36 protein-coding genes are annotated in these 24,415 nt (G+C 26.4%); 17 read left to right on the top strand and 19 right to left on the bottom strand.

The genetic code is table 11. The annotated features are described in order from the left end of the window. The 19 genes from JJD95_RS00965 to JJD95_RS01055 all read right to left on the bottom strand — a co-directional run. A partial coding sequence (locus JJD95_RS00965) for a tyrosine-type recombinase/integrase (protein ID WP_291639419.1) occupies positions 1–806 on the bottom strand: 806 nt, incomplete at its 3' end. After that, a complete protein-coding gene (locus JJD95_RS00970) occupies positions 790–951 on the bottom strand; it encodes a hypothetical protein (protein ID WP_291639420.1) in 162 nt (53 codons plus the stop codon). The genes JJD95_RS00965 and JJD95_RS00970, both read right to left, overlap by 17 nt. An 84-nt stretch (positions 952–1,035) precedes the next feature. Beyond that, positions 1,036–1,365, bottom strand: coding sequence for a hypothetical protein (locus JJD95_RS00975; RefSeq protein ID WP_291639421.1), 330 nt, complete (start codon positions 1,363–1,365; stop codon positions 1,036–1,038). A gap of 52 nt (positions 1,366–1,417) precedes the next feature. After that, on the bottom strand, positions 1,418–1,594 hold the full coding sequence (locus JJD95_RS00980; protein WP_291639422.1) for a hypothetical protein: 177 nt from the start codon (positions 1,592–1,594) through the stop codon (positions 1,418–1,420). 229 nt (positions 1,595–1,823) lie between these two features. Next, positions 1,824–2,453 (bottom strand): HNH endonuclease signature motif containing protein, encoded by a 630-nt coding sequence (locus JJD95_RS00985; protein WP_291639423.1) that lies wholly within the window; start codon positions 2,451–2,453, stop codon positions 1,824–1,826. A gap of 15 nt (positions 2,454–2,468) precedes the next feature. Next, entirely contained in the window at positions 2,469–2,681 is a 213-nt protein-coding gene (locus tag JJD95_RS00990) for a hypothetical protein (protein WP_291639425.1), read from the bottom strand. A gap of 450 nt (positions 2,682–3,131) precedes the next feature. Beyond that, positions 3,132–3,293, bottom strand: a complete 162-nt coding sequence (locus JJD95_RS00995) for a hypothetical protein (RefSeq protein WP_291639427.1) — start codon at positions 3,291–3,293, stop codon at positions 3,132–3,134. 299 nt (positions 3,294–3,592) lie between these two features. Continuing rightward, positions 3,593–3,835, bottom strand: a complete 243-nt coding sequence (locus tag JJD95_RS01000) for a hypothetical protein (RefSeq protein WP_291639430.1) — start codon at positions 3,833–3,835, stop codon at positions 3,593–3,595. A gap of 92 nt (positions 3,836–3,927) precedes the next feature. Then, positions 3,928–4,104 carry a hypothetical protein gene (locus JJD95_RS01005; protein ID WP_291639432.1) on the bottom strand — a complete coding sequence of 59 codons (177 nt, stop codon included), beginning with the start codon at positions 4,102–4,104 and terminating at the stop codon, positions 3,928–3,930. A gap of 96 nt (positions 4,105–4,200) precedes the next feature. Next, positions 4,201–4,368 carry a hypothetical protein gene (locus JJD95_RS01010; RefSeq protein WP_291639434.1) on the bottom strand — a complete coding sequence of 56 codons (168 nt, stop codon included), beginning with the start codon at positions 4,366–4,368 and terminating at the stop codon, positions 4,201–4,203. 50 nt (positions 4,369–4,418) lie between these two features. Then, positions 4,419–4,634, bottom strand: a complete 216-nt coding sequence (locus JJD95_RS01015; RefSeq protein ID WP_291639435.1) for a hypothetical protein — start codon at positions 4,632–4,634, stop codon at positions 4,419–4,421. A 43-nt stretch (positions 4,635–4,677) separates the two neighbouring features. After that, on the bottom strand, positions 4,678–5,196 hold the full coding sequence (locus JJD95_RS01020) for a hypothetical protein (RefSeq protein WP_291639437.1): 519 nt from the start codon (positions 5,194–5,196) through the stop codon (positions 4,678–4,680). A 34-nt stretch (positions 5,197–5,230) separates the two neighbouring features. Continuing rightward, entirely contained in the window at positions 5,231–5,356 is a 126-nt protein-coding gene (locus tag JJD95_RS01025; protein ID WP_291639439.1) for a hypothetical protein, read from the bottom strand. Positions 5,357–5,419: 63 nt separating this feature from the next. Further along, positions 5,420–6,499: a hypothetical protein gene (locus tag JJD95_RS01030; RefSeq protein ID WP_291639441.1), complete on the bottom strand. Its 1,080-nt coding sequence runs from the start codon at positions 6,497–6,499 to the stop codon at positions 5,420–5,422. A 128-nt stretch (positions 6,500–6,627) separates the two neighbouring features. Continuing rightward, positions 6,628–7,017 carry a hypothetical protein gene (locus JJD95_RS01035; protein ID WP_291639443.1) on the bottom strand — a complete coding sequence of 130 codons (390 nt, stop codon included), beginning with the start codon at positions 7,015–7,017 and terminating at the stop codon, positions 6,628–6,630. Continuing rightward, the gene (locus JJD95_RS01040) at positions 7,017–7,415 is read right to left on the bottom strand and encodes a hypothetical protein (protein WP_291639444.1); all 399 of its coding nucleotides are present in this window, start codon (positions 7,413–7,415) and stop codon (positions 7,017–7,019) included. Before JJD95_RS01040 ends, JJD95_RS01035 begins: the two co-directional genes overlap by 1 nt. Before the next feature lie 98 nt (positions 7,416–7,513). After that, positions 7,514–8,023, bottom strand: coding sequence for a hypothetical protein (locus JJD95_RS01045; RefSeq protein WP_291639446.1), 510 nt, complete (start codon positions 8,021–8,023; stop codon positions 7,514–7,516). Between the two features lie 734 nt (positions 8,024–8,757). Beyond that, positions 8,758–9,360 (bottom strand): hypothetical protein, encoded by a 603-nt coding sequence (locus JJD95_RS01050; protein WP_291639448.1) that lies wholly within the window; start codon positions 9,358–9,360, stop codon positions 8,758–8,760. 135 nt (positions 9,361–9,495) lie between these two features. Beyond that, positions 9,496–9,696, bottom strand: a complete 201-nt coding sequence (locus tag JJD95_RS01055) for a helix-turn-helix domain-containing protein (RefSeq protein ID WP_291639450.1) — start codon at positions 9,694–9,696, stop codon at positions 9,496–9,498. A gap of 2,703 nt (positions 9,697–12,399) precedes the next feature. Here JJD95_RS01055 and JJD95_RS01060 point away from each other — a divergent pair. The 17 genes from JJD95_RS01060 (at position 12,400) to JJD95_RS01140 (ending at position 24,217) form a co-directional block, all read left to right on the top strand. Beyond that, a complete protein-coding gene (locus tag JJD95_RS01060; protein ID WP_291639452.1) occupies positions 12,400–14,019 on the top strand; it encodes a DEAD/DEAH box helicase family protein in 1,620 nt (539 codons plus the stop codon). Between the two features lie 197 nt (positions 14,020–14,216). Continuing rightward, positions 14,217–15,806, top strand: coding sequence for a DEAD/DEAH box helicase (locus JJD95_RS01065; RefSeq protein WP_291639453.1), 1,590 nt, complete (start codon positions 14,217–14,219; stop codon positions 15,804–15,806). Between the two features lie 92 nt (positions 15,807–15,898). Beyond that, complete coding sequence (locus JJD95_RS01070; protein ID WP_291639455.1) at positions 15,899–16,084, top strand: hypothetical protein; 186 nt, start codon at positions 15,899–15,901, stop codon at positions 16,082–16,084. 219 nt (positions 16,085–16,303) lie between these two features. After that, positions 16,304–16,441: a hypothetical protein gene (locus tag JJD95_RS01075; RefSeq protein ID WP_291639457.1), complete on the top strand. Its 138-nt coding sequence runs from the start codon at positions 16,304–16,306 to the stop codon at positions 16,439–16,441. Beyond that, positions 16,434–16,649, top strand: a complete 216-nt coding sequence (locus JJD95_RS01080; protein ID WP_291639459.1) for a hypothetical protein — start codon at positions 16,434–16,436, stop codon at positions 16,647–16,649. The genes JJD95_RS01075 and JJD95_RS01080 overlap by 8 nt, the downstream gene beginning before the upstream one ends. Positions 16,650–16,651: 2 nt before the next feature. Then, the gene (locus JJD95_RS01085; protein ID WP_291639461.1) at positions 16,652–16,798 is read left to right on the top strand and encodes a hypothetical protein; all 147 of its coding nucleotides are present in this window, start codon (positions 16,652–16,654) and stop codon (positions 16,796–16,798) included. Positions 16,799–16,810: 12 nt separating this feature from the next. Further along, the gene (locus JJD95_RS01090) at positions 16,811–17,014 is read left to right on the top strand and encodes a hypothetical protein (RefSeq protein WP_291639463.1); all 204 of its coding nucleotides are present in this window, start codon (positions 16,811–16,813) and stop codon (positions 17,012–17,014) included. 68 nt (positions 17,015–17,082) lie between these two features. Next, a complete protein-coding gene (locus JJD95_RS01095) occupies positions 17,083–17,301 on the top strand; it encodes a hypothetical protein (protein WP_291639465.1) in 219 nt (72 codons plus the stop codon). A gap of 156 nt (positions 17,302–17,457) precedes the next feature. Beyond that, positions 17,458–17,763 (top strand): hypothetical protein, encoded by a 306-nt coding sequence (locus JJD95_RS01100; RefSeq protein ID WP_291639467.1) that lies wholly within the window; start codon positions 17,458–17,460, stop codon positions 17,761–17,763. Next, positions 17,750–17,896: a hypothetical protein gene (locus JJD95_RS01105; RefSeq protein ID WP_291639469.1), complete on the top strand. Its 147-nt coding sequence runs from the start codon at positions 17,750–17,752 to the stop codon at positions 17,894–17,896. Before JJD95_RS01100 ends, JJD95_RS01105 begins: the two co-directional genes overlap by 14 nt. A gap of 38 nt (positions 17,897–17,934) precedes the next feature. After that, entirely contained in the window at positions 17,935–18,477 is a 543-nt protein-coding gene (locus JJD95_RS01110; protein WP_291639471.1) for a GIY-YIG nuclease family protein, read from the top strand. 45 nt (positions 18,478–18,522) lie between these two features. Further along, a complete protein-coding gene (locus tag JJD95_RS01115) occupies positions 18,523–18,699 on the top strand; it encodes a hypothetical protein (RefSeq protein WP_291639473.1) in 177 nt (58 codons plus the stop codon). A gap of 39 nt (positions 18,700–18,738) precedes the next feature. Beyond that, positions 18,739–21,645 (top strand): hypothetical protein, encoded by a 2,907-nt coding sequence (locus JJD95_RS01120; protein WP_291639475.1) that lies wholly within the window; start codon positions 18,739–18,741, stop codon positions 21,643–21,645. A gap of 290 nt (positions 21,646–21,935) precedes the next feature. Further along, positions 21,936–22,190 carry a hypothetical protein gene (locus tag JJD95_RS01125; RefSeq protein ID WP_367114765.1) on the top strand — a complete coding sequence of 85 codons (255 nt, stop codon included), beginning with the start codon at positions 21,936–21,938 and terminating at the stop codon, positions 22,188–22,190. Beyond that, positions 22,174–22,650 carry an endonuclease domain-containing protein gene (locus JJD95_RS01130; protein WP_291639477.1) on the top strand — a complete coding sequence of 159 codons (477 nt, stop codon included), beginning with the start codon at positions 22,174–22,176 and terminating at the stop codon, positions 22,648–22,650. The genes JJD95_RS01125 and JJD95_RS01130 overlap by 17 nt, the downstream gene beginning before the upstream one ends. Positions 22,651–22,688: 38 nt before the next feature. Then, the gene (locus JJD95_RS01135; RefSeq protein ID WP_291639479.1) at positions 22,689–22,976 is read left to right on the top strand and encodes a hypothetical protein; all 288 of its coding nucleotides are present in this window, start codon (positions 22,689–22,691) and stop codon (positions 22,974–22,976) included. A gap of 32 nt (positions 22,977–23,008) precedes the next feature. Continuing rightward, positions 23,009–24,217: a hypothetical protein gene (locus JJD95_RS01140; RefSeq protein ID WP_291639481.1), complete on the top strand. Its 1,209-nt coding sequence runs from the start codon at positions 23,009–23,011 to the stop codon at positions 24,215–24,217. Positions 24,218–24,415: the final 198 nt, after the last annotated feature.

Raw genomic sequence — 24,415 nt, forward strand, 5'->3', positions numbered from 1 at the left:
AGCGTATTTAAATCTGTTCCACTCTGATATTCTAGTGTAGCAAAAGTGCGTCTTAGAACATGAACTAGCATGTCTGTATCACCATCTGCCTTTAATCCTGCTTTATCAATAGCATTCTTTAACATATTTTGTACTGTACTCTTACTAATTCTAAGTTTTCTTTCCGATAAAAATAATGCATCCGATTCAATTTGTGGTCTTTGTAGTAAATATTCTTTTAGTATTAGTTTAAGTTTAGAATTTAAATATACTCTCCTTTCCTTGTTCCCCTTCCCCATTATTGTTAAGTTATTATCATCTACACAATTTACATTTAATTTTACTAATTCTGCTAATCTTAAGCCAGTATTAAGAAATAAAATTATTATTGCTTTATCTCTTATTAAGTTTCTCTTACCTACACTATCTATTAATTTCTTGCAATCTTCTATTTCAAAATATTTTCTAACTCTTTTAGGAATAGTAGGGAGTTCTTCAATTTCAAGTATTACATTATTCTTTACTAGTTTAATTCTCTTACAATATCCAAAGAATGATTTTAATGCAGATATTTTATTTTGTTTAGTTCCATTTGAGCAGCCTGATATTCTTTTACCATCTTTATCAAGAATTAAATTTATACTACTTAAATATTTATCAATATGCTCTAAATTTACTTTTTTTATAGATTCTCTGGTTAAACTAAAATAATTATCTTTCATATACTTTATAAATAAATTTGTAGCACTCTTATATTGTTCAATAGTTCCTACACTTTTTCCAATTGATCCATTTAAATATTCTAAATAATCATCTATTAACAACATTTATATCCACACTCCTTGTAATCTTTTTTACTATAAATTTATAAGCTACTATTAATAATATTATTGTTAACTTCACCGCATGATATATTAAATAAAATACACCTGCTACTGCTATAAATACAAACATGACTGGATGATTCTCCATTTTTGTTTCCTCCTGTGATTATATTATTATTATATCCATAATTCTTTTTTCTATGCGTTATTGTTTAATTCTTTTTTCGACATATTAATTATATAATCCGAGTAATTTAAATGTATTCGTAATTCTTGTTAGTTTATTATTTCTGTGTCCTAATTGTTCTCGTTGGTCGTGACTACTAATTGCCTCAAAGATATTGTGTAAATTCTTGTGTTTACCTTGAAAGTGGAATCTTGAGCAACCATAGAAATTCTGATGTTCTAGTGTTATTCTTCTTCCATTGTGTTCTACATCTAATATATACCATGTATCTCTTTTGCTGTGTATTCTAATGTATTCTCCTATCTTATCAAAGGAAAAACTGTGCAGTTCACACAGCTCCCTAAGCTCTGACCTATCCATTTCTTCTACTTCCATTATTATCATTCCTTTCTTATAATTTGAATATTGCTCTTAATAATTTTACAATTCAAGCTATATGTTTCTTCCATTCTAGTTTTAAATTATTAATTCTCTTTGTGGCTGTTTCTAATTTAATTGGATCTGTTTCTCTCTTTAATATCTCTTTATGATATAGTAAAGCATTTAAAATATTCATTCCTTCAAAATCCTTTACTGCTGGTATTTTCAATCCTTTTATACTCATTTTATTTCCCCCCATCATAATTTATTAGAACAAGTGTTCTTATATTGTATCACCACATAATATCATTTGTCAAATAATTCTTTAATAATGATAAGCTTTACATTTATACTTTATACAATATACGTATTATTTGACTAATAGTTTCATATATTGTATAATAAATCCTATTTATATATACTGTTCTTTTAATATAACAATTGGCTGTTAGTATACAAATAATGTTGTTATATTAAGAAACTAGTTGAAGCTTTGCAATATTTCCTATATTCATCTTACTTCTTAATTCTTTTGTAGTATCTTCTATTAATTCTTCATATATTATTTTTAATTCCTCATTGTGATTCTTAATAGCTTCTTTTAGCTTATATAATTTATTACATTCTATTCTCAATGCTGATTTTTCATTTAATGCGTCTTTTAACTCTTTACATAATAGATACCCCTCACTAGCTGAGAATATCATGTCTGAAATACAATTTTCAATATCTTTTATTTCTGCACTTTTATGACTTAATTCTTTATTTAATTCTGTATACTTAGTTTCTATATTATCGTTAACTTCTATCATAGTTTTTAACATTTTAATTGTAGTATCTTTATCAATACTTAGTGTTACTGCTTTTAAATAATCTGTATATTCTTCTATAGTCATATCTGATTTATCTTTATTACATTTGCTGCAGGCTATTACAAGATTGTCGTTTGTAGTCTTTCCACCTCTGGAATATGGTATCTTATGATCCACTGTAACGTCTTTATCAATTAAATGTTTCCCACAATATTCACATATATTCTTACTTTTTGATTTAAAATCTCTAATAATTTTCTGTTCATCTTGAGTATATAATCGTCTACACATTTGTAATCCCCCTAATTAATTTATTATTTTTTTAGCAGCTATTACAAATACTTTATTATCTTTATCAACATCTATAATGTAATTTAATCCTAATTCTTTTAATGCTCCAGTGACTTCTGTTTCTTCTTCTTTATCAATTCTACATATTCCATAATAGATAAAAACTTTCAATTGATTATACCAATTTTCTTTATCATATTTTAATTTTCTAATATTTAAGTTTTCCATAATATATCCTCCTTATTATTTGCAACTCTTTAATAAAGTATTTTTAGTATTATAATAATTAGTCCATATTAAAGTTTCCTCTTGATTACTGGAAAGAGTTTTAATAGACTTCTTTTGTTTATTTGTGAGTCCTGATTTATTAAATAGATTAAACATTATTACACCATCCTTTTTATTGAGTTGATATTATAAACGCTACAATACACCACATGTATAGAGCTTCTATGATTAGATATAATTCAATACGTTTATTCATCTTATAACCTCCTGGATTAGCTATGCAATATTCGTATAACTTCTTTTACTTTTACATCTCCAAATATTAATATTATTAATTCTATTCTGTTTTTAATATCTTTAACTTTTATCATGTCATAACCTCCTTAAGTATTGTATAGTTGTAGCTTTCTTATAGAGCCTGAGAAGAACATAAAAGCTTCTTAGGTATAATTACATTGTTAAAGACTCATCTTCCCACCATTCTCTTATATCGTAATAATCTATATAGTAGAATTCTTCTAGTGTAGGTAAATAATGATATAATTTTCCCTTAATATTTATAATTGGAATAAGTTTTTTATGACTAGAATTTCTATTTAATCTTACGTTCAATTATTTTTCACCTCTTTTCTAATGTTATTCTTTAATAGTCGTGTTTGAATATAGTTTTACAAGCCATATGGTAATGCTGTAGGCATGTTAAGGTATTTATAGTATAATTGTATTGATTATAATTATGTGTCTTATATGACCTCTTAGCATTGGTGTATGGGAGAGGCTTATTAAGGTATAAACCTCTTAGAAAACCTTTAATGTTAATTAATTTCTTGTCCAGTTTATATCTAATGTTAAAAAATCATCATACATAAATTCAGTTATAGTAATATTAAATAAGCTTTCTAAATATTCTTCTATTTCTTTCTTATTTTCTTTAGATATTGGAATGATATGTTTAATTCATCTTCGCAGCTTTCCATTATTTTATTATTCATTTCTAATTCTATACCATATTCATAATCGTAAAAATTATCATCTTCAAACTCTTTTATATCTTCTATGGCTGCTTCTGTGTTATCATCGTATAGTTTGTATATCATTCCTTTGTCATTATCCTTATAGGCTTGTATAGCCTCTTCTATAGTTAATTTTTTCATACCTTTATATTTATACATTAAATACACCATCCTTATAATATTATTGTTTAGTTGTTATTAGTATACCACAATTATATAATATTATTCAATTATTAAGATATCATTTTTAAAATTTCTGTTTCTTGTTCCTGAGTTAACCATATAACTTTCTTACCATCTTTAATAAACATTCCTAATTTATCAGTATAAACTATTTTAAGCTTATTGTTATATTCTGCATAGATATTTATATTTCTTATACCTTTAGCAAAACTTGATATATTATTCATTGTTTCAACTCCTTATTATAAACTTAGGGTTTTATATGAACTCAACTATTTCAAATTTATCGTTTTTATAAGCTCCCATAATTTTTAATAATTTTGTTAAGCTTGCTTGTGCTTGACTAGGTTTATTAAAAAAGAACCTTTTGCATTTTTTTTATCTTCTAGCACTGATTTTTCATTAAACCAAAATGTATTACATTTTTTCCACCCATTTACAAGATAATAAATACCTTCACTACTTATACATTTTATTGTGTATTTTGTCATTTCAATATACCTCCTAAATTTTAGATATAATTCAGCTTTTATAAGATTGATTAATTCATTTTATTATTTATATAATACTGTGCATCAATATTTCCATCTTCAAATTTAGATAAATAATAGAATGTTCCATGTTCACAATTATTTTGTAGAAATAGTTTAGTATCTTCTGAAAGTGTGCTATATTTTTCTTCCATATCACTAATCATATTATAAATTTCTTCAAGTATTTTTATATCTTCTGTATTTGTATCTTTCTTGTTTTCCATTTATAAACCTCCATAAAATTAAATTTTTATCTTAATAATAACATTAACATATATTTACATGATAAATTATAATAATGAGTTCTTGCACCTTTTTAAAAAATCTATAACATTTATTTCCTTCATAATCCATAGTACCATCTTTAATTTTTACATCATATCCTGAACATTTAATAAATGTATTCTTGACTCTTTCAAAATAATTAGCAGCCACTTCTGTTATTTTTATATTATCAAATTTTACAGTATACTGAATGGCAATATCTAAACCATTATAACCAATTTCTCTTATAGTTTCTATCACATCATTAACACCTTTTAATTTTTCTTCTAAGCCTCTTGTTGTGTTCATGCTTAATGTTATATAAGAAAGATCTCTTCCCTCTTCATCGTCTCCACCGTTACACCAGAAAAATAAATCCCAATTACTCCTATAATTCATCTTATCATGTTTATATTGATATATAACATATTTATTGCTTAATGCTTCTAATAGACTTTTAACTTTTAACGCTGTTTTATGTGGAATTATACTACAATGTTTATTCCATTCTTCTTTAGTCATAGCATCATAATTTCTTTCGTTTTCTGTTTTTTCTTCATCTGTTAATAACTCCCCCGCTTATTCTTATAGAGTGAATATCTAAAATTGCATATCCTTTTTCTATTGCTAATAAATCATTACTTGATAAATAACTTTTATCTTCTCTTATCATTTTTAACACTTTTAACACTCCTTTTATATTTATTATTTAATCGTTTAAATTTCTTATTTTACTGGATATTCTTTAAGCTGCTGGACTTACTCCATATTTTTCTATTAACTCACCTATAAATTTATTTATAACTTCAATACCAGTTTTTTCAATACTTGTCTTTAACTTCTCATATATTTCATTCTTTGTTGTTCCTGAAGTTATTTGACAACCACTCTTTATATCACTAATTGTATAACCTTTCTTTTCTTTACATAGGAACATATTTAATCCATATTTATTTACAACTTCACCTAAACACTCTTCAAACTTAAATTCTGGAATAGTCATTAATTTATAAAATGTTTCCAATTGTACTTCTTCAGCTTCTTTTCTCTTCTTATATATTAACATTCCAGTATAGTCTCCTTGAGTTATAGTGTTTAATATTTCCATAGTTCCTTTATCTGTAGCAGGTAATATAACACCAGTAACACAACTAAAAACTTTCTTTGATGACTTGTTACCGCTCCATAGTCTGCTTTTGAGTGCTTCACGACACATAGGATTATTAATATTATCTATTAATACAAGTAAACTATTTACATGTATTTCATTATATTGATTTATTTCATTTAAGAATATTTCTTTTGATAGTGATATTTTTAAAGTATCTTTATAATTTTCTGCTTCAATATTTAACCACATTTTAAAGTCTTGTTTCTGCTGCTCATGGAATTCTTCTGCTTGTTTCTCTTTTAGTTCTTGATCTTCTATAGCTTTTAATTCTGCTTCAACTTTTGCAACCTCTAGTATTACATAACTATTAATATTATCTTGATTAACTAAATTATTTTCTTGTAGATATAAAGCAAAATTATATAAAGTTTTTTCTATTGTATAACTAGAATTGAATTTCCCGTCCGACTCTCTTAATTCCATATGGTATAAAGTTCTAGGTTTAGTATCAATATCTAGTTTTCTATTATAGTGTGTTTCATTCTCTTCAATAGTCAATGAATAACCCTCTTGAAGTCTTGTAGCTGTAAATTCTTTATTAGTATATATTATTCCCTCACTTCTAATTAGTTTGTCAAGACAAGTCTCTACTCTTGATTTTTGCATAGGTGTTAAACTATTTGTAAACCCTAAATAAGTATTTTTTAAATTCATTATTAATACACTTCCTTTTTATCATATTATTTAATTCAAGTAAAATCTTTATTTGAATAGATTATTATATATTTGTATAGAAGTGATCTATAAGTCACAGCTTATAATTAATCACTTCTTAGTATTAGTTATCTATATATAGTCATTGAAAAATCTTTTATTCTATTAAAATTTATTTCTCTTGGAACTTTCTTAGCTTGTTCTAGTATAGAAGGATATTTTTCAAATAACATTTCAATATCTATTGTTAATTCTTGAAATTCTTCTCTTGATAATTCTTTTAAATGGTTTATATCCCATTTTTTATAAAATGTATTTGCTTCTTTATATCCTTTTAATACAGTTTCTTGACATTGACCACATTGTGTATAATCTGTTTTAGATCTATTAAATATATCACATGAAGTTGTAAAATTTGCGTTCTTATTACCTCCTAAAGTGTAATAACTAATATTAAATACCTTTGTTTTAGATAACATAAAAGTTGTATGAAATTCTTTATTAATTATTCTAGTCATTATTCCGTTACCTCTCTTAGTTCGTCTGATAACTCATAGATATCTTTGTCATATATTTTCTTTAACTTATTATTAGCTCTCTGGCATCCTCTCCAGGTGCTTCTAGCTTGTCTTGAGTCCTCTTCATAACAGAACTCGTTACAGAATTCTTTATAGTCATATTCACCGCTCATTGCATCCCCTATAAAGCAAGTAAAAGCGTCTAATATTTCTGATTTTTCTGTAATTTTTGGAGATGATATTGATGCCCAATATTCAAAACTTGTTGACGTTTTATTCTCTGTATTTGTTACTTTTACCATATGATTATTAAAATTATTTTCACTCCATGTTGCTTTTTTATCACCTTTTAAAGTTGCTTTTATCTCGAATTCTTTGAATGTAGTTTTTATACTCATAATATATACCCCTTCACCACGATTTATAAAACGTGGATTTATATTTATTTTGATTGATAATATTTGATAGAAAAAGGAGTTTTTACACTCCTTATATTTTATTCTTCGTCGTCATCTTCTCTATTGCTTATTATAGTGTCTATAGTTTCTATTATATCTTCAAACCCATTATTATTATCTATTTTCTCAAGGTTTGCTTCTAGCTCCTCGAGTTCTTCTTCAGTTAGATATTTATTGTTTGTTATAATATCATTAATAGCATAATTGTATATCATTTCATTTAAGTTGTTATATAATTGTTGTGAGTTATATTCATACCATGCCATACTTAAATTTCTTATTAAGTCATTGCTACCCTCCATTAATCCCTGGCATGAAGCTTCTTCGTATGCTCCACTACTGTGTAAATTCCAGCAATTATCACATATATCCGAGTTATACATACTAACACAATTATCTGCAACTTCTTGTATTGCATCTCCTATATATGTTGATCCATCATAGTTCGTAAACTCTTCTAACGTTGAAGTATCTTCTTGGTTTAAATTATTATCTACGTTATAGCTTTTTACCTCATAGTTTGTTAATAATACTAATTCATTTTTCATAATATATACGCTCCTTTTTTGCATGGTCTTAAATTCGCCATGACTCACAATTTCAATACATTGTTTACACTCCTTTTTATATTATTTTTAAAGATCAATATACTTTATATACTCAGCTTTAAAAACAATTATATAAAACTGATTAATCATATACTGTAAATAAATTTTAACTTTTAAGCTTAATATTGCTATTCTGCGAGCATTTCACAATAATGAAGAGTCAAATTTTTTACTAATGTATTAATCAGTTTTATATTACTATTTGCATATTTATTATTAAAAGTACGAATACAATTTATAATTTTTTAATGCTAATAGTTTTTATTATTCTATATATTTTTAAATCATTATTTAATTGTTTTTTGTTAGTAAAGACTAACTATATTAATATTAAATATCTAGGATGATACAATATTAATATGTGATTGATTTGTTTTATTATTTGTTATAGTTTTACTTAATAAGTTTTATGCTAATATTCTCATATTAGTGTACAAGTGAGTTTCATATCATGTAATAAGTTTTATGTGGTATTAAGTCACTTGTATATACTTATTATTAAGTCTATTTATTCAATTTTCAATGTACAATTTTTATTTGGTATAATATAGTATATGTAGTATTGTTTAATTGATACTATATTAATAATGCTAAATAACTATTTATTAGTTACTCTATAGAGAATATAATTTGCTTATATTCTCTAACAATAACCAATTGTAAATAATTTCATACTATACTGCTATAGATTGAATATTAAGCAATATTGATTGAAGTCTATCAAGTTCTAACTTCATTATTTTATTTTCCTTAATTATCATGGCATTCTTATTTTTTGATTTTTTATATTGTATTTTAACCTTTTCATATTCTAAGTTCTCCAATTCATTATATGATTTTTTCTGTATTTCTAATTGATCAATTTTAATTGTTAATATTTTATTATTATTTTCAGTTATTTGACTGCGAGTTGTTAAGTAATCATTTAGTAATTCAATACGAGTTAATCTTCGATTTTTAACTATTTGCTCCTGGAATTGCTCATATTTTTTATTACTTAGATAGTAACGTTCCTTTAGTTCGTTTTGTATATAGTAAACTATGTCGTCAATTTCCATAAAATCATTAAACATTGCAGAGTCAATAAAATCTGAGTAAAAACCAGTTTTGTTAGTTGTTTCATTTAATGTGATATGATAATCGGTTGAGTCAATTTTATTGATGTTAAAATATATTGTAGGTTCATTTTCTAGTACTGAATTATTGATACCAGCTTTTTTAAGTTTGTTAGCAATTGTTTTACTTTGTAATAAGAATAGAGATAATTTTTTAATCATAATATTTTTACCACCTTATAATATTTATTTAGAAGTTATTTTGTGTTTGTTTAACTTCTATAATATTATTATAAGGGATAACATTCAGTCTGTCAATACTTTTATTAAGTTTATTTTAATTATTTTTATAATACTTTAAACTTCATCATTATAAAATATATCTGTGATACTCAATCCTAGTAGTTCAGCTATTTTAAATCCTATTTCCATTGAAGTATTATATCTGTTATTAACAATATTGGACATTGTTGCTTTAGTTATTCCAGTATGTTCACAGATCCAAGATTGTTTAATACCTCTATCAGCTAGTATTTGTTTAAGTTTGTTTTTAATCATTGTGCAACACCTCCTAAAAGGATTATACTATATAACAAGTTATTTTGCTAAGTTGTATTTATTGTTTGCTCCCTTGCTATGCCTTAATTATACTGCGTATATGTAACATTGTATAACGTCATATTAAGCTATATATAGAGATTAGGTATATAATAGATACGATATACTCCAGTATGCTCTGTTTATCGTAGTTTATTAAGTTATTGTTTAATTGTCAGTTATTATATTAATTATATAGATAGTAGTTATATGTATTGATATATAAAGGATATAGAGTATATAAGAGTTGTTATATAAGTAATAGTAAATTGTAGTTGTTAGTTATAGTTAGCTGATTAAAGGTATATAGTAGTTGTTATATGCTCTATATTAGTATGTTATATAGGTTTATATGTGTTTAGCGGTGGATATAGTATTGAATACTGTGTTATGTAGTATTAGCTGGATTATGTGTTATATAGTAATGTAGTAGGATAATGAAGGTGTACAAGCAATATATATTGATTAGGTATAATCATAAGGGTATATGTGTTAGAGTGCGTTAGATGACACGTGAGAGAGTTGTTATTTGGATATAGTGGAGTTTATAAGGTATATTTATGTATTTTAATGAAGAGTTGTTATGTTACCAGTTTATTATATTAGTAGTTATATATTAGGTTTATAGCTGATTACATAGTTAACTAGATTATATCAGTCAATAGGAATGGAATGTTATTAGTCGTTAGGTATATAGATGGATTAGGTTATTAATATAATTTAGGTGGATAAACTGGAATAGTAGAGTATTAGTTATTAATGTAGTTTAGGTATATATTATAGATTTAATTAGTTTATTATGTGATAACTGTATTATATATGTAAACATTATGTTAACAATTATATTGAATTATTATGTATTACTTTAGTATTATTTTAGTAATTTATAGTATGTTATAAGTTATTATTCATAGCATTAACTGTATTAGTTATATAGTGCACTGTGGATAACTTGTTGATAAAGTTGTGGATAACTACTATAATTGTGGATAACTTTATTGTATAGTTGTTGATAAGATGTGTATAAGTCTGTGGATAAGTATAGATTATTTGTGTTAACTCTGTGGATAACTCTGTGGATAACTATTATAGGTTACAAGTGTAAACTCCTTCAAATGTGAAAACCCCATCTTTAATATAACGCATTATGGAACGTTACAGTTCAGTAATGCATCCACCAGTAACATATAAGTTTTCAATACTACATAACATAGTTATTGTTATTTTTACTGGAATATTGTGTTACATAGCATAAAATACACATTTAATCCAATGTTTTTAGTCAATGTATTGTAAAGTTAGTAACTGTCAAGGTTCAGAGCATGTACAAAATAGCACTAAAATAGCATAAATCCTAATAAATAAGGCTATTGGCTGAATTAATTTGCTAGATTATACATCCCGGGCATCATTACGTTTAGGGACTTGTAGAGGTTGCAGCAAAATCAACTGCCTGTATCATCAACACGATATGAGGTAAAATCCACTCCGTATCGTATAGTAATTATCCCTAATTTATCAAATAAATAATCACGACTCAATCCATACACCTCAACACTTCCCAATACATTTTTTAACAATTACCATATTTCTACCACATTATTACCTAAATCCCTCATTCTCCGATAACGATAATCGACTATAACTATATTCCAACTCGTAACGCTTATCCACAATCCTCTACTATAACCCTACCGGGGATATAATCTCATATAAACTAAATTCTCCTACAAATCTACCTGCCTTAATTAAAATTTACATCAATTATTCCTATAACTGTTAACAACTTATACACATTTAAAACTATACTTAGTATAACAATATTACTATAAAATTACAAATTAATAAAATATAATATCCATCATAATTCTACTATACAATAAATTTACATAACCTACTCTCATTATATTTGTTAACACTTTATACATATCTATAATACAAACTTGGCATGACAATATAAGGGAGGGGCATATAAAATAATCAGGAAATATAATCTCTATATACGCTACCCTACTTTTAAAAATTACATAATACATTCTCTACTACTATACTTTAATAACTTCTATAAAAAATTAGATTTGGTATAAGGCATACGCCGTCTGAGTTTACTAACATTCACTAAAACAGCATATTACAATCTCACTTAAACTTATCACTTCTCACTATATTCTCACTAATACTCACCTGTTATAACAACATACTTACAATAACTCATACATTCTCATATTTAACAATTCTACTACACTAACTAAATTATGCAGGATATCTGTCAAATTTAACAATATATAAACTTAGTATAAATTATAACTATTACTAAATTCTTCATAACTATTATTCTCTATTCTAATCATATTTCTCCTTATCTAATCAATCCTACAGACTATATAACCTCAACTTTAATACAATTATATACCTACAGACTAAACTCGCTCATATGACCTCTCAGATAGCCTTACGGATACCCTCTATTTCAGCTTTTAGTTTTAAGCCATTTTAAAGGAGCTTTAGAGCTCTTTTCTTTTGTATAAATATATTTAATTTATTTTTAATATTCTTATTGACAATTAAACAAGGACATTGCATACTATAACTAGGGATATAATTTAAGGAGAATATTTCTACATTAAACAATTAAATAATATTATAATAAAGGAGAAAAGGTAAATGCAAAAGAAGTTGAAATTAAAATGGGTAACAGAAACAATCGGAGAAGATTATAAACAATGGTCAAAAGGAGATATTATTCTATTACAAGCCCAAACAGGCTGCGGAAAGACATATTTTATATGTAATGTCCTAATATCACATCTAAAAAAACAAGGACAAGAAGTATTATATATCTGTAATAGAAAAAATCTCAAAAGACAAGTAAAAATAGACTTATTAAAGCAATTTAATATGCCAATACCAGAATTAAAGGAGTTAGACAAACTATCTAAAATAAAAAATGTTACTATCATGAGTTATCAATCAATGCAGGAGCGAATACTTGATGAAGAATACGGAGGAGAGAAATTTAAGATCAATATGTATAACTACATAATTTGTGATGAAGTTCATTATATGACATCCGATTCTGGATTTAATACTAGCTGCAGAATATCTGTAGATACATTACTTAAGGATTATCTACCTAATATAACTAGAATTTTTATATCAGCAACTATGGTACATTTAAAAGATATGACAATAAAAGCCAATCAGGAGCATCCAGATTCATCAGAACCTATTATCTATGAAACAGGTGAAGATTACAGTTATATTAATCCAATCATATTCAATAATAATATAGATATTGTTAAAAACTTAATAATTAATGATAGCAGTAATAATAAATGGATACTATTTGTAACTAAAAAGCAAATAGGGGAAGATTTAAAAAAAGAATTATTAGACAAAGGTATTTCAACAGAATTTATAAGAGCAGGAAGTCAAAACGCTGAAGTCGATAGTATAATAACTAGTTGTAAGTTTACTACTAAAGTTTTAATTTGTACTAAAGCTCTAGATAATGGAATTAATATTAATGATGATTTAGTTAAAAGTATAATTATATTTGAATATGACTTTATTACCTTTAAACAATGCTTAGGGCGTATTAGAGTAAATATAGAAGATGCTAGAGAAATTGATTTGTATATTCCAAAACTTTATAAAAAAACATTTCTATGTAACCAAAAATTTAAAATTCAACCTAAATTAGACGCTATTAATTTATTTAATACTGACTATAACGAGTTCTTGCGTAAATATGAAGATAAATTAGGAGATTTAGGAGAATATGAAGATATATTTTATCATAAGGATGGAAAATTTATTATAAACTATATGGGTGCAAGTAAAGTGTATAAAGATAATGAAATGTGTCTATATATGATAGATAAATTTGATGCACGAGGAGAAGATGCCTTTGCAGAAGAAGCTTTAAATTGGTTAGGATTATATGATGAAACTTATGAAGAAAATACCTATGAAACTATAGAAGAAATTCCTATTTTAACAAGTGAAATTGAGACTTTAGAGAAGTATTTAGATACTATAGTAGGTAAAAAATTATATAGTACTGAACAACAGGAATTGTCAAATTTAATAATTAAACAATTAATTACTGTTGGAAGTAATATTGACTACAGGACTAAAAAATTAAAGCCTAGTATATTAGAATCAATATTAAGAATTCAACTAGATTTGCAGTATGCAATATCTAAAGTAAAAAGAGAAGATAAAATAGTAGAAAGTAAAAGGATTGCTAAGAATTATATAATCATATCTAAAATACTTTAATATTAAAGTCCCACCTGTTTAACTAAGAAATCTATATATAAGATTATATAGTTAAAGGTGTGGGACTTTAATAAATCAATTGTATCTATTTATGCAGATGTATTTTTACTAGTTCAAAAGATTTTGCGTTCGTACCTCCGCAAGTAGTATATTTTTTAATAGGTGGAATAATAATTAAATAGTAAAGGAGAAGTAGTATGAGTTATCAATTAAGAGATTATCAAGTTGAAGCAATTAGTTCTATAGAAAGTATGTCAAGTAATAAACCAGGATTGATTGTATTATCTACAGGAGCTGGTAAAACTGTAGTAATGGCAGATGTAGCTGCAAGAAATATATCGAGAACATTAATAATTTTACCATCGACAGAATTAAGAGAACAAACAATAGATAAATTAAGAGAAACTAATCCAGATTTAGATATAGGCTCTGTACAAGGGACTTTAGATGAAGTAGGTAACAAGATAGTATGTAGTACAAGACAATCATTAACACATAAAAAGTCTACAAGAATACAAAGGATGATTTCTCATGGAGAGTTTGGATTGATTATATTTGATGAAGCTCATCAAGCAGTATCACAAATTGATAAGATACTTTCTAAAATAGATACTACTAAAAGTAAAATTATAGGATTCACAGCAACTCCATTTTCTAAGGATATAACTAATGTATTCAAAGAAATATTATATAGCAAAGATATTTTATATATGATAGATAATAATTATCTAGTGGAGCCTAAAGTAATTCAAGTTTCTACTAAGACTAGTCTTGCAGCGGTTAAAACTGTAGCAGGTGAATTTAATCAAAGGCAATTAGAATTAACTGTAAATAATGATTATAGAAATGACTTAATAGTAAAAGCTTATAAGGAATTTGCTATAGATAGAAAACACACATTAGTATTTGCAAGTGGAATTGAACATTGTGAGGATTTAAAACAAGAGTTTGTAAATCAAGGAATTAGATGTAATAATATAGATTCTACATTATCCCAATCTGATAGAGAAAAAGTTCTTAAACAATATAAAACCGGAAAGATTGATGTATTATGTAATGTAGGAGTTTTAACCACTGGATTTGATGATCCACAAACTAATTGTATTATATATGCTCGGCCAACTAAGAGTAAAATATTATTTACACAAATTCTAGGTAGAGGGCTCAGGATATTTAAGAATAAAAAAGATTGCTTGGTAATGGATTTTAAAGATGTATGTAGCTCTCATGATTTAATGGATATGGAAAGTTTATTTGATGTTAATTTCAAGAAAGGTCAGACTTTGAATGAAGCTAGAGAAGATAAAAGAAATGAAGCTGAGGCAGTTAGAATAGAACGTGAAAAGATTGAAACGGCTAGAATAGAACAATTAGAATTAGTAGCTAAACAGATTAAATTATTTAATAAGGAAATGCATAGAGCTTTTGCAGATGTTAGTTATGATTGGATGAAAGTATCTCCTAATATTTATGCAGTTTCAGAAAGTTCTGATCATCACATGGCGATAGAATCTGGAGATGGAGAATTTTTAATATATAAAGTTATAACTAAAAAAGATAGTAAATCAGTTGATTATGTTGATAGTTTTGAAAATGTAACTGATGCAATTCAATATGTAGAAGATAATATTAAGAATCCTAAGAGTTTTGCATATCCTGATGCTGAATGGAAGAAAGACTCTGCTACTGAAAATCAGAAGAAATATGTAGCATGGGCAAAGACAAAGTGGGATTGTCATAAATATTTTACTAGTAATAGTATTAGATCACAATTAAGAAACTTTTAAATTTATTTTTAAAAAACTATTGACAACTAAACAATACTCTAGTAAACTAAGTGTATAGTAAATAATAGTAATTAGAAAGGAGGTTTAGATTTATGAAATTTTATGATGGATTTGGAGATAAGTTAATATTAAACGAGGATGAAAACCCTAACGTTGTTGAAATTACTATAACAGAGGATGCTCCCGATGGCGGAGTTGGCAAAGAAGCTAGTTTTGTATTAGATAAAGGACAGTTACTAAAAATAGCCAATTTTATTATTAAAAAATTTGATTTATAGGAGGAATAATATGCAATATAAATATGGATATGAACCTTTAGAAAAAGAAATTGAATGGTTATATAATAGTACAATGTAATATTTGAGAAAGGAGGTTTAGGTTATATGGATTTAAGTTTAAAAATAATAATTACTATAGTTGTTGTAATTGAAATGTTTGTATTAGGTTATTTTGTATTTATAAAGAAATAGAAGGAGGAATATTAAAAATGATTAATTATGATTAAATATTGGGATAGAGTAGAAATGACTTTGGTGGAATATGAGAATTTGATTCAAGATCATAAAAATTTAGTAGCAGAAAATCAAATGTTACTTGAAACAATAGATGAATTGGAGGAAAACTTAAATGAGTAAATTAGATGAATGTGGACTACACGATTTAACTAGATTTAAAGAATATTTAAAGAGTAAAAAATGTAGTGATTGTGTAGCTCATGAGTTAATAGAATATGTAAGACCTCTTCATATAATCAGATATTGTCATCAAGGGGAAATGGTTATAACAGATTTATTAATGGCTGAAGAATGTCAATGCTTTGAATTAATTGGGAAGGAGGATTAGTTATGACTGTTAAGGAACTAAAAGAAATATTAGAAGCTCTTATCAATCAAGGACTTGAAAATAGTATAGTAGTATTTGATAATGAGAATGTTGAGTTTGAAGTGGATGGATATAATATATTAGAAGATAAGAAAATAAAATTATGGTAGGAGGATTAAATTATGTTATTAATTTGTAAGGAATCGGTTAAAACTGATAGTGATATTTTATTTACTAAGGATAAGGAATATGAATTTATTGCAGTAGATAATAGATGGACTAGAATTACTATGAAGGATTATAATTTTGTTGGCTATTTTAAGAAAGATGATGAAGGATTTAAAAGATGGAGCAGCCAAGAATTTAAAGATGAATATTTTAAATAATATTTGACAATTAAACAATACTGTTATATAATATATTTAAAGGTAATAAATGAAAGGAAGTGATAATATTGGGTTATAAATGGAGAATTACATTAACAAGTGGTAAAGAATATGTAGTGACTAATGAAATGAAAGAAGCGCAGGATATGATTACTTATATATGTGGAACAATGTCGAATGTAAATACGATGAGTTATCATCAGACAGATATAAGTGATTCAAATAAATGTCGTAATGTCGTTATTAATAGTGCTGCGGTAGAAAGTGTTGAATTTAACCTTAAATAACAATTAAAGGATAACTAATGATTAGGATGATGTTTTAGGTTAGCTGAGAGGTTGGTAGAGGCATGCGAGTAGTTATTTGGTGTAATTGTATAGGTAGAGAGTAAAGTGGTTTATATAAGGGTTTAAGTAAGGAAGAATATTAAGGAGGAATTATTAATGCAAATAGAATTGGGAAATGGAAAATTTAGGATTGAATCAGATTCACTTCAATTCGTGGTAAAACAGAGGAAAATAACAAAAGCTGGAAGGATGACTCTTCCTGAGAATGTTGGGAAGATAAGCTATGAAGATATTGGTTATTTTACTAAGATTGATAGTGCTTTAAAATGTGTTGGAGATCAGATAGTTTTAGATACACCAAATTTATTAGATATTATAAAAGAATTAAAAAATCTACAGAAAGAAATTGCTGCTATGAGTGCGTTATTGCAAATTGAGGTAAATTTTGATGGAGAAAATTAATAGTTTTGAGTTTGATGAGAAGGTGGAGAAAGTTAATGCTTATGAAAAAGAGTATATGAATTCTGAGGAGAATCAGGAGTATATTAAGGAATATGGAGAATATGAATTAGAACAATTTTTAATTAGAGCATAGAACAATTAAACAATAATATTCAAAGGAGAGATTATACTATGAGTTATATTTATAAAATATTAAATAAAGAAAATGGTAAATTTTATATTGGAAGTACAAATAATATTAAAAGAAGAGTGAAAGAGCATAAAGATGCTTTAAATAAAAATGAGCATCACAACATTCATTTACAAAGTGCATGGAATAAATATGGTAAGTCAAAGTTTGAATTTCTTATATTAGAAGAAATAGCAGAAGATAAACAATTTGAAAGAGAACAAGAATATTTAGACCATCTTAAGCCATTTGGTGAAATTGGTTACAACATATGTACAAATACGCAAGATGGGATAAAGAGAGAAATGCAAATAAAGAATTGTGAAGGATGTGGCATAGAATTTGAAACATTCTATCCGAATCAAAAATATTGCAGAGATGAATGCAGTCCAAACTTTGATCCTCAATGGTACGACCATGGAATTTGCGATTATGTGTTTACTAAACGAATGGAACAAAGTACTTATGAGTATGGGGATGATCCAGATGATGCAACAGTAGAAGATTTTATGCACGCATGGATAGTAGACCAAATGGAGAAATAATTACTATTGATTTAAATGATAAAAGAACGTAAAGGAGCTTTTGATATGAAAGTTAAAAAAATATATTCAAAAAGAATATTCGAGGAACTTATGTGTTTAAAAAAGCACAAATTCCTCAATACCCAGGATAATTTAAAATATAGTTGGCTAAAGGTATTTGTGTTTGAGGAAACACCAGAATTATTAAACGATTTAACAATACTGACACATCATTCTTTATAGATAAAATTCAAATAATAAAATTCAAAGGAGACATTGCTTATGCTAGAGAAACAATCGACATATATTTATTCGATAGAAGGTAAAGATTTATATAAAAGAACAATGGAAATTAAAAAAGGGAGAAAATTTAAAGCAGCCTTGGATTATAGTTTAGAAGCTATTCAGATAGAAAAAATAGCACAATCGGTTTATAAAAATAAAAAAGAAAAGGCTAATATTTTCTATCAAGAAGAAGAAAAACAATATACTAATAGAGTTGTTAATGTCACTTTTAAATACAACGTTAAAGAATATAATCTTATAACTATTAAAGATAAAGAATATTATGTTCATTTGGATAGCGATTTAGATAATAAACTCATAAAAGATATTATTTTTATTGATGGTGTATATATAAAAGATAATTTAATTCAATCTGTTGAAATAGGAGCTCATACTACATTAAAATCCAAGCAATTACCCAAGGGGTTTGGAGTAAAAGAAGACAAAATATATTTAACTACTACCGGAACAACAATAATTTCAACAGCAGGAGAAACTAGAAAAGAATTATACAAAGAAGGATTTAATATAAAGTATTCTGAAAAAGAAATTATAGAATATGTAAGATTTAAAAGGTCAAGTGGATCGAGTAGAGTAGGTAAATGTTTATTTATAGAAAAGAAATTATATGGGGATATGCTTGAATGGTCGATGATGGGCTTAAATTTTGATGTGGATAATGAAATTGATTTGGCTGCTCTCGAAGCTTATATTAGTCTTACAACGTCAAGCATTATAGATACAATGGAAATCCAACCTAAGAATATATTGATTATTGATGATTATGAAAGTATCTTCCCGGATACTGCAATGGTTACAGAAGTGATTAAAGAGTCTTATATTAATGACAAGGGAGAAAAAGATAGTAGAGATAGGTTGAGCACAGAACCTAAAAAAACTATTATAACGAATTCGATATGGGATGGGGAGAGCTTAATTGATTTAAGTCTGATACCTAAAGATTACAAAGATAAAGGTATGTTATTACTGAGAAATAGATTTTTAAAATCATGTTGCTTTAATTGTAACATTCAAGATTTTTTTAAGGATAATGGGATAACCTCTGTTAATCAGCTTAATGGTAAAACTTTAGCTAAAGATATAAAGGATGTCTTATTTATTACAACTCCTTCTAGTATAAAGTATCTTAAATTTGGAACATGGGATGCTTATACAAATAAATTAAGTTCAACTTTTGGAATAGTTAAATATGAAAAACCTACACATTATTTTAAGGGAAGAATGGTTCAAACGCATTATCAGTTGCTTAATACTTTGCAATTATCTGAAAAAGATATGAAAGTATTTTTAAAAGATAGTTTAGATTATGTAAAATTATTAAAAACGGATATAAGAGTTTTTAGAGAACATCTTCATATTAAGATAAAAGATAATATAGAATATGGAAGTATGAGCTCTACAGATGAATTTATAATGACTATGTTACAACTAAATAATAAGTTTGAGAATACTGATTTGTTTAATAATTTTAGGCAAGATTCTATAAAAAGTTATATAAAAAATATGAAAAAAGGGCATATTTTAATTCATGGTACGTATAGCGTTTTATGTGGGAATGGACTAGAAATGTTAAAATCAAGCTGTAAAGATATTAATAATAATGGTGAATCCTTATTTAAAGGAGATAGTCTATTAAATGGTGACGAAGTATTCTGTAGTAATTTTCCATATAAAAAACCTCTTATTGGCTCAAGATCTCCACACGTTACAATTGGTAATATATGGTTGTCAACAAATACTAATAAAGAAAAAGCAGATAAAATTTTAGAATATTTTAATTCCAGTAAACAAATAATTCATATAAATTCAGTACAAATAAATACTTTAGAACGACTTAGTTCGGCAGATTTCGACAGCGATAGCTTACTTTTGAGTGATAATAAATTATTAATTTCGAGAGCTCGATTAAATTATGATAAATATTTAGTTCCTACAAGTAAGGTTGAAGCTAAAAAAGTTAAAAGATTAAACACTCCTGAAGAAAAATGTGATTTAGATATTAAAACATCTAAAAATTTAATAGGAGAAATAATTAATTGTTCACAAATATTAAATAGCAAACTTTGGGATTCTATAAATTCTAAAAAGCTTGTAACTCCTACTAAATGGCAAGAAGATTTATACGCTACAATTAGTCAATTAGATGTTATGAGTTGTATAGAAATAGATAAAGCCAAAAAAGAGTTTTCTATTGACAATAAACTTGAACTAGAAGATATAAGAAAAAAATATGTTTATGGAAAAAAGAAACCAGCTTTTTTTAAATTTCTGTCAAAAGGTAAGAAAAATAAAGTTAAAGCTATAAATTATGATAAACATCGAACTTCTATGGATTATTTAATTAATATTATAAATGTAGAAATTAGAAAAATAACACAGGCTTATAGAAGGGGTGATAATCCAGTTGTAACTTTTGGAGAGTTATTTTCCAAAGAAGTTAATATAAAATTGAGTGGGGCTAATAGTAAACAAGCAGATAATATAGTCGAAAAATGTAAGCTTTTAAAAGATGGAATAAATAGCATATGGATAAACGAAAATACAAGTCCTGAAGAAAAATATAAAGAAGTTATAGCATTAAGAAAAAAACATATAACAAGTATGAAACGATTAAAAGTAACTAGCGAAACAATTAAAAAAGTAATATATAATCTAGATCAAAAGTCTGTTAAATTAAATAATGGAATATTGGTTAAAACAGAGTTGGATAAAAATTCTAGGAATGTATTAAATACATTATATCAAACACAAAAGGATAAGTTTATCCCCTTATTTGAGGAATCAAAAGATAAGATAGAAATAATCAAAGAAATCTATGGGAAAACTGAAGGTAAGGAGGTAATTAACATCTATAATATTCATTATATTGTTAAAAATGGCTAAATTTTAAGGTAAAAAATCTGTCTTTTTTATTTCGATAGTGTCTTAACCCAGTGGTATCAATGCATACAGGGAAAGCAATCTTAGGTAATATGGAGGGGATAAAAATAATGAAGCTCTCCATGCATAAAAAGGTACTAGTTCTAAACTTTTATGCAGAGATTATTCCCGTAATAGGCATATTCTCAAATTTTTTATAACAATTAAACAATAACATTTAATAGGGCGATGATAGGGAAGGTAATTTCCTTCCACCCTTACTTAAAAAATAAGTGAATAAAGGAGATTATATTATGAAATTTAGAAAGAAACCAGTCATTATTGATGCAATTCAATTTGATGGAAATATTGTAGAAATTGAAGAGTTTTGTGGAGGTTATGCTGAAAATAGAAATGGAGAAATTGTAATTTCAACATTAGAAGGAGAATTACATGCTTCACCTAAAGATTATATTATCAAAGGGGTTCCTGGAGAGTTTTATCCATGTAAACCCAGTGTGTTCACATTAAGTTACGAAAGTGTAGATTACAATGAAGACTTGCTCTAAGTGTAAAGAGACTAAAGAAGATGACTGTTTTTATGTTGAAAAGAAAGGTAGGAATAAAGGCAAATTAACTAGTTGGTGCAAGGAATGTTGTAGAAAAAGTTCAAGTAATAGATGGAAAAACGAGAAAGAAAAATGTACAGAAGAACATAGAACATGGGTTAATAATAATAAAGAAAGAGTTGCATTTACTAAAGCTAAAAGCTCTTATGGAATAACAAAAGAAGAATATGAAAACTTAAAAAGAGTATGTGTTATTTGTGGAAGTTTAGAAAATTTAGTGATTGATCATTCACATCAATCAGGTAGAATAAGAGGTATGCTCTGTTCTAGTTGTAATAAGGGCTTAGGATTTTTTAAAGATAATCCAATGCTATTAGATAGAGCATCAAATTATATACTAGGGGAAGCGAAGCCTGATATATTTGATAAAACATATGAAGTAGTAATAACTTTACAATAATTAAATAATAATAAGGAAATGAAGGAGATTGATTATTAATGGCAATTTTAAAATTTGAGAATGGAACTATATCAGAAAAAGAAGGTAAGTTATTTGTATCTGAGAATATTGAGGGTGAATTAGTAGAACGTAATTTAAGTGAAGAATTATCTCTTTGTTTAAATGTGCCTGGTCTTAATTTAAAAGTAACTAAGTTTAAAGAACCAGTTGAAAGAAAACCTATAGCTAAATATATTTGTGGGTGTGGTAATAAAATAACATCTGCTGATGAAGAATTAGAAATTAAATGTCTTAAATGTGGACAAGAATTTAAAATTAAAGAATAAGTAAAATATTAAGGAGATGAGGAGGATGGAAGGTGACTGAGGAATTAAAGAGATTAGAGAATGAATCAGATTTTGAATATGGTTTAAGACTGATTAAAATAAAAGTTGAAGATAAGCCTGATAACTTAGAATGGGCTGATATGGTTTCTATGATGGGATTGACTATTCATTATGATACATTGAGAAAGGCCGTTCAAGCTCCATTTGGAGGATATCAGACATTAAAATTCTTTGAAGATAAGAAAATAGACAATATTGTAGATACTGCTGGAGATGAATATATACAAAAGTTTGTCAAGGCTAAAGAAGAATCATATAAAGAAAAAGTTAAACTTCAGGATGAACGAAGAATGTATAATGCATTTGTCAGAGTTGAAGCTAGATGGGAAGAAATGAAAGATGTTGTTCAAGAAGAGGCTAGAAATTTAAATACGACTAAACCTTTACTCTCTAATAGAACATCTGTTAAAAGTGGAGAACAAATAGCCTCTTTGCTCCTTAGTGACTTACATTTAGGAATTGAAGTAGATACGTATTTAAATACTTATAATATTGAGATTGCAAAAGAATATCTTAAGACTTTAGAGTTAAAGACTATTGAATATTGTAAAATTCATAATGTAAGGGAACTAAATTTAGAAATTCTTGGTGATTTAGTTTCAGGAATAATTCATGTTACAACTAGATTATATCAGCAAGAAACTATTATAAATCAGACAATGATATGTGCAGAAATGTTAGCAGAAATGATTCATAATTTATCAGATAAATTAGAAAAGATTAATATTTATTTCTCTGTAGGAAATCATGCTAGAGTTGTTGCTAATTATAAGGAACACATGTCTGAGGAAAACTTTGAATATTTAATATTATGGCATTTAAAAACAAGATTAAAAGATGTTAACAATATAGAATTTAAAGAAAATATTTATGACAGTGAAATGATTACTTATGTAGTGTTTGGTAAGAAGATTATTTCGATACATGGGCACAAGGATCGTCCAGAAAGTGCAGTTATAAAATTATCGCAAATGTTAGGAGTTTTATTCGATGAATGTCATATGGGTCATTTCCATAATTTCGCATTTAAGAGTAAAACGTTGATTAATGGTGCATTTGTAGGATTAGATCAGTTTGCTCAAGATCATAGATTTAGTGGAACTCCATCACAAGTAATGAAAATATATTATGAGAATGGTGACGAATGTATTTATGATATAGGGTTTAGAACAATTAAATAATAATATTATGTACTGATATGAAAATATCACTAGTGGTAAAAAAATTATGCCTAGTTTACTAAAGAGTTTTAACTGCTGCCCAATAGCCCCGATAAGGGAGAAAGTGTAGGTGGTCATGATTTCTGATTTACAAAATGTGTTTATCTGACACAGAGGTTCCTCCGAGGGTAACGGGGACGTTAATATGTAGAATATTGC

The organism is Clostridium sp. (genome assembly GCF_016650035.1).
Classification (GTDB): Bacteria; Bacillota; Clostridia; order Clostridiales; family Clostridiaceae; genus Clostridium_AD.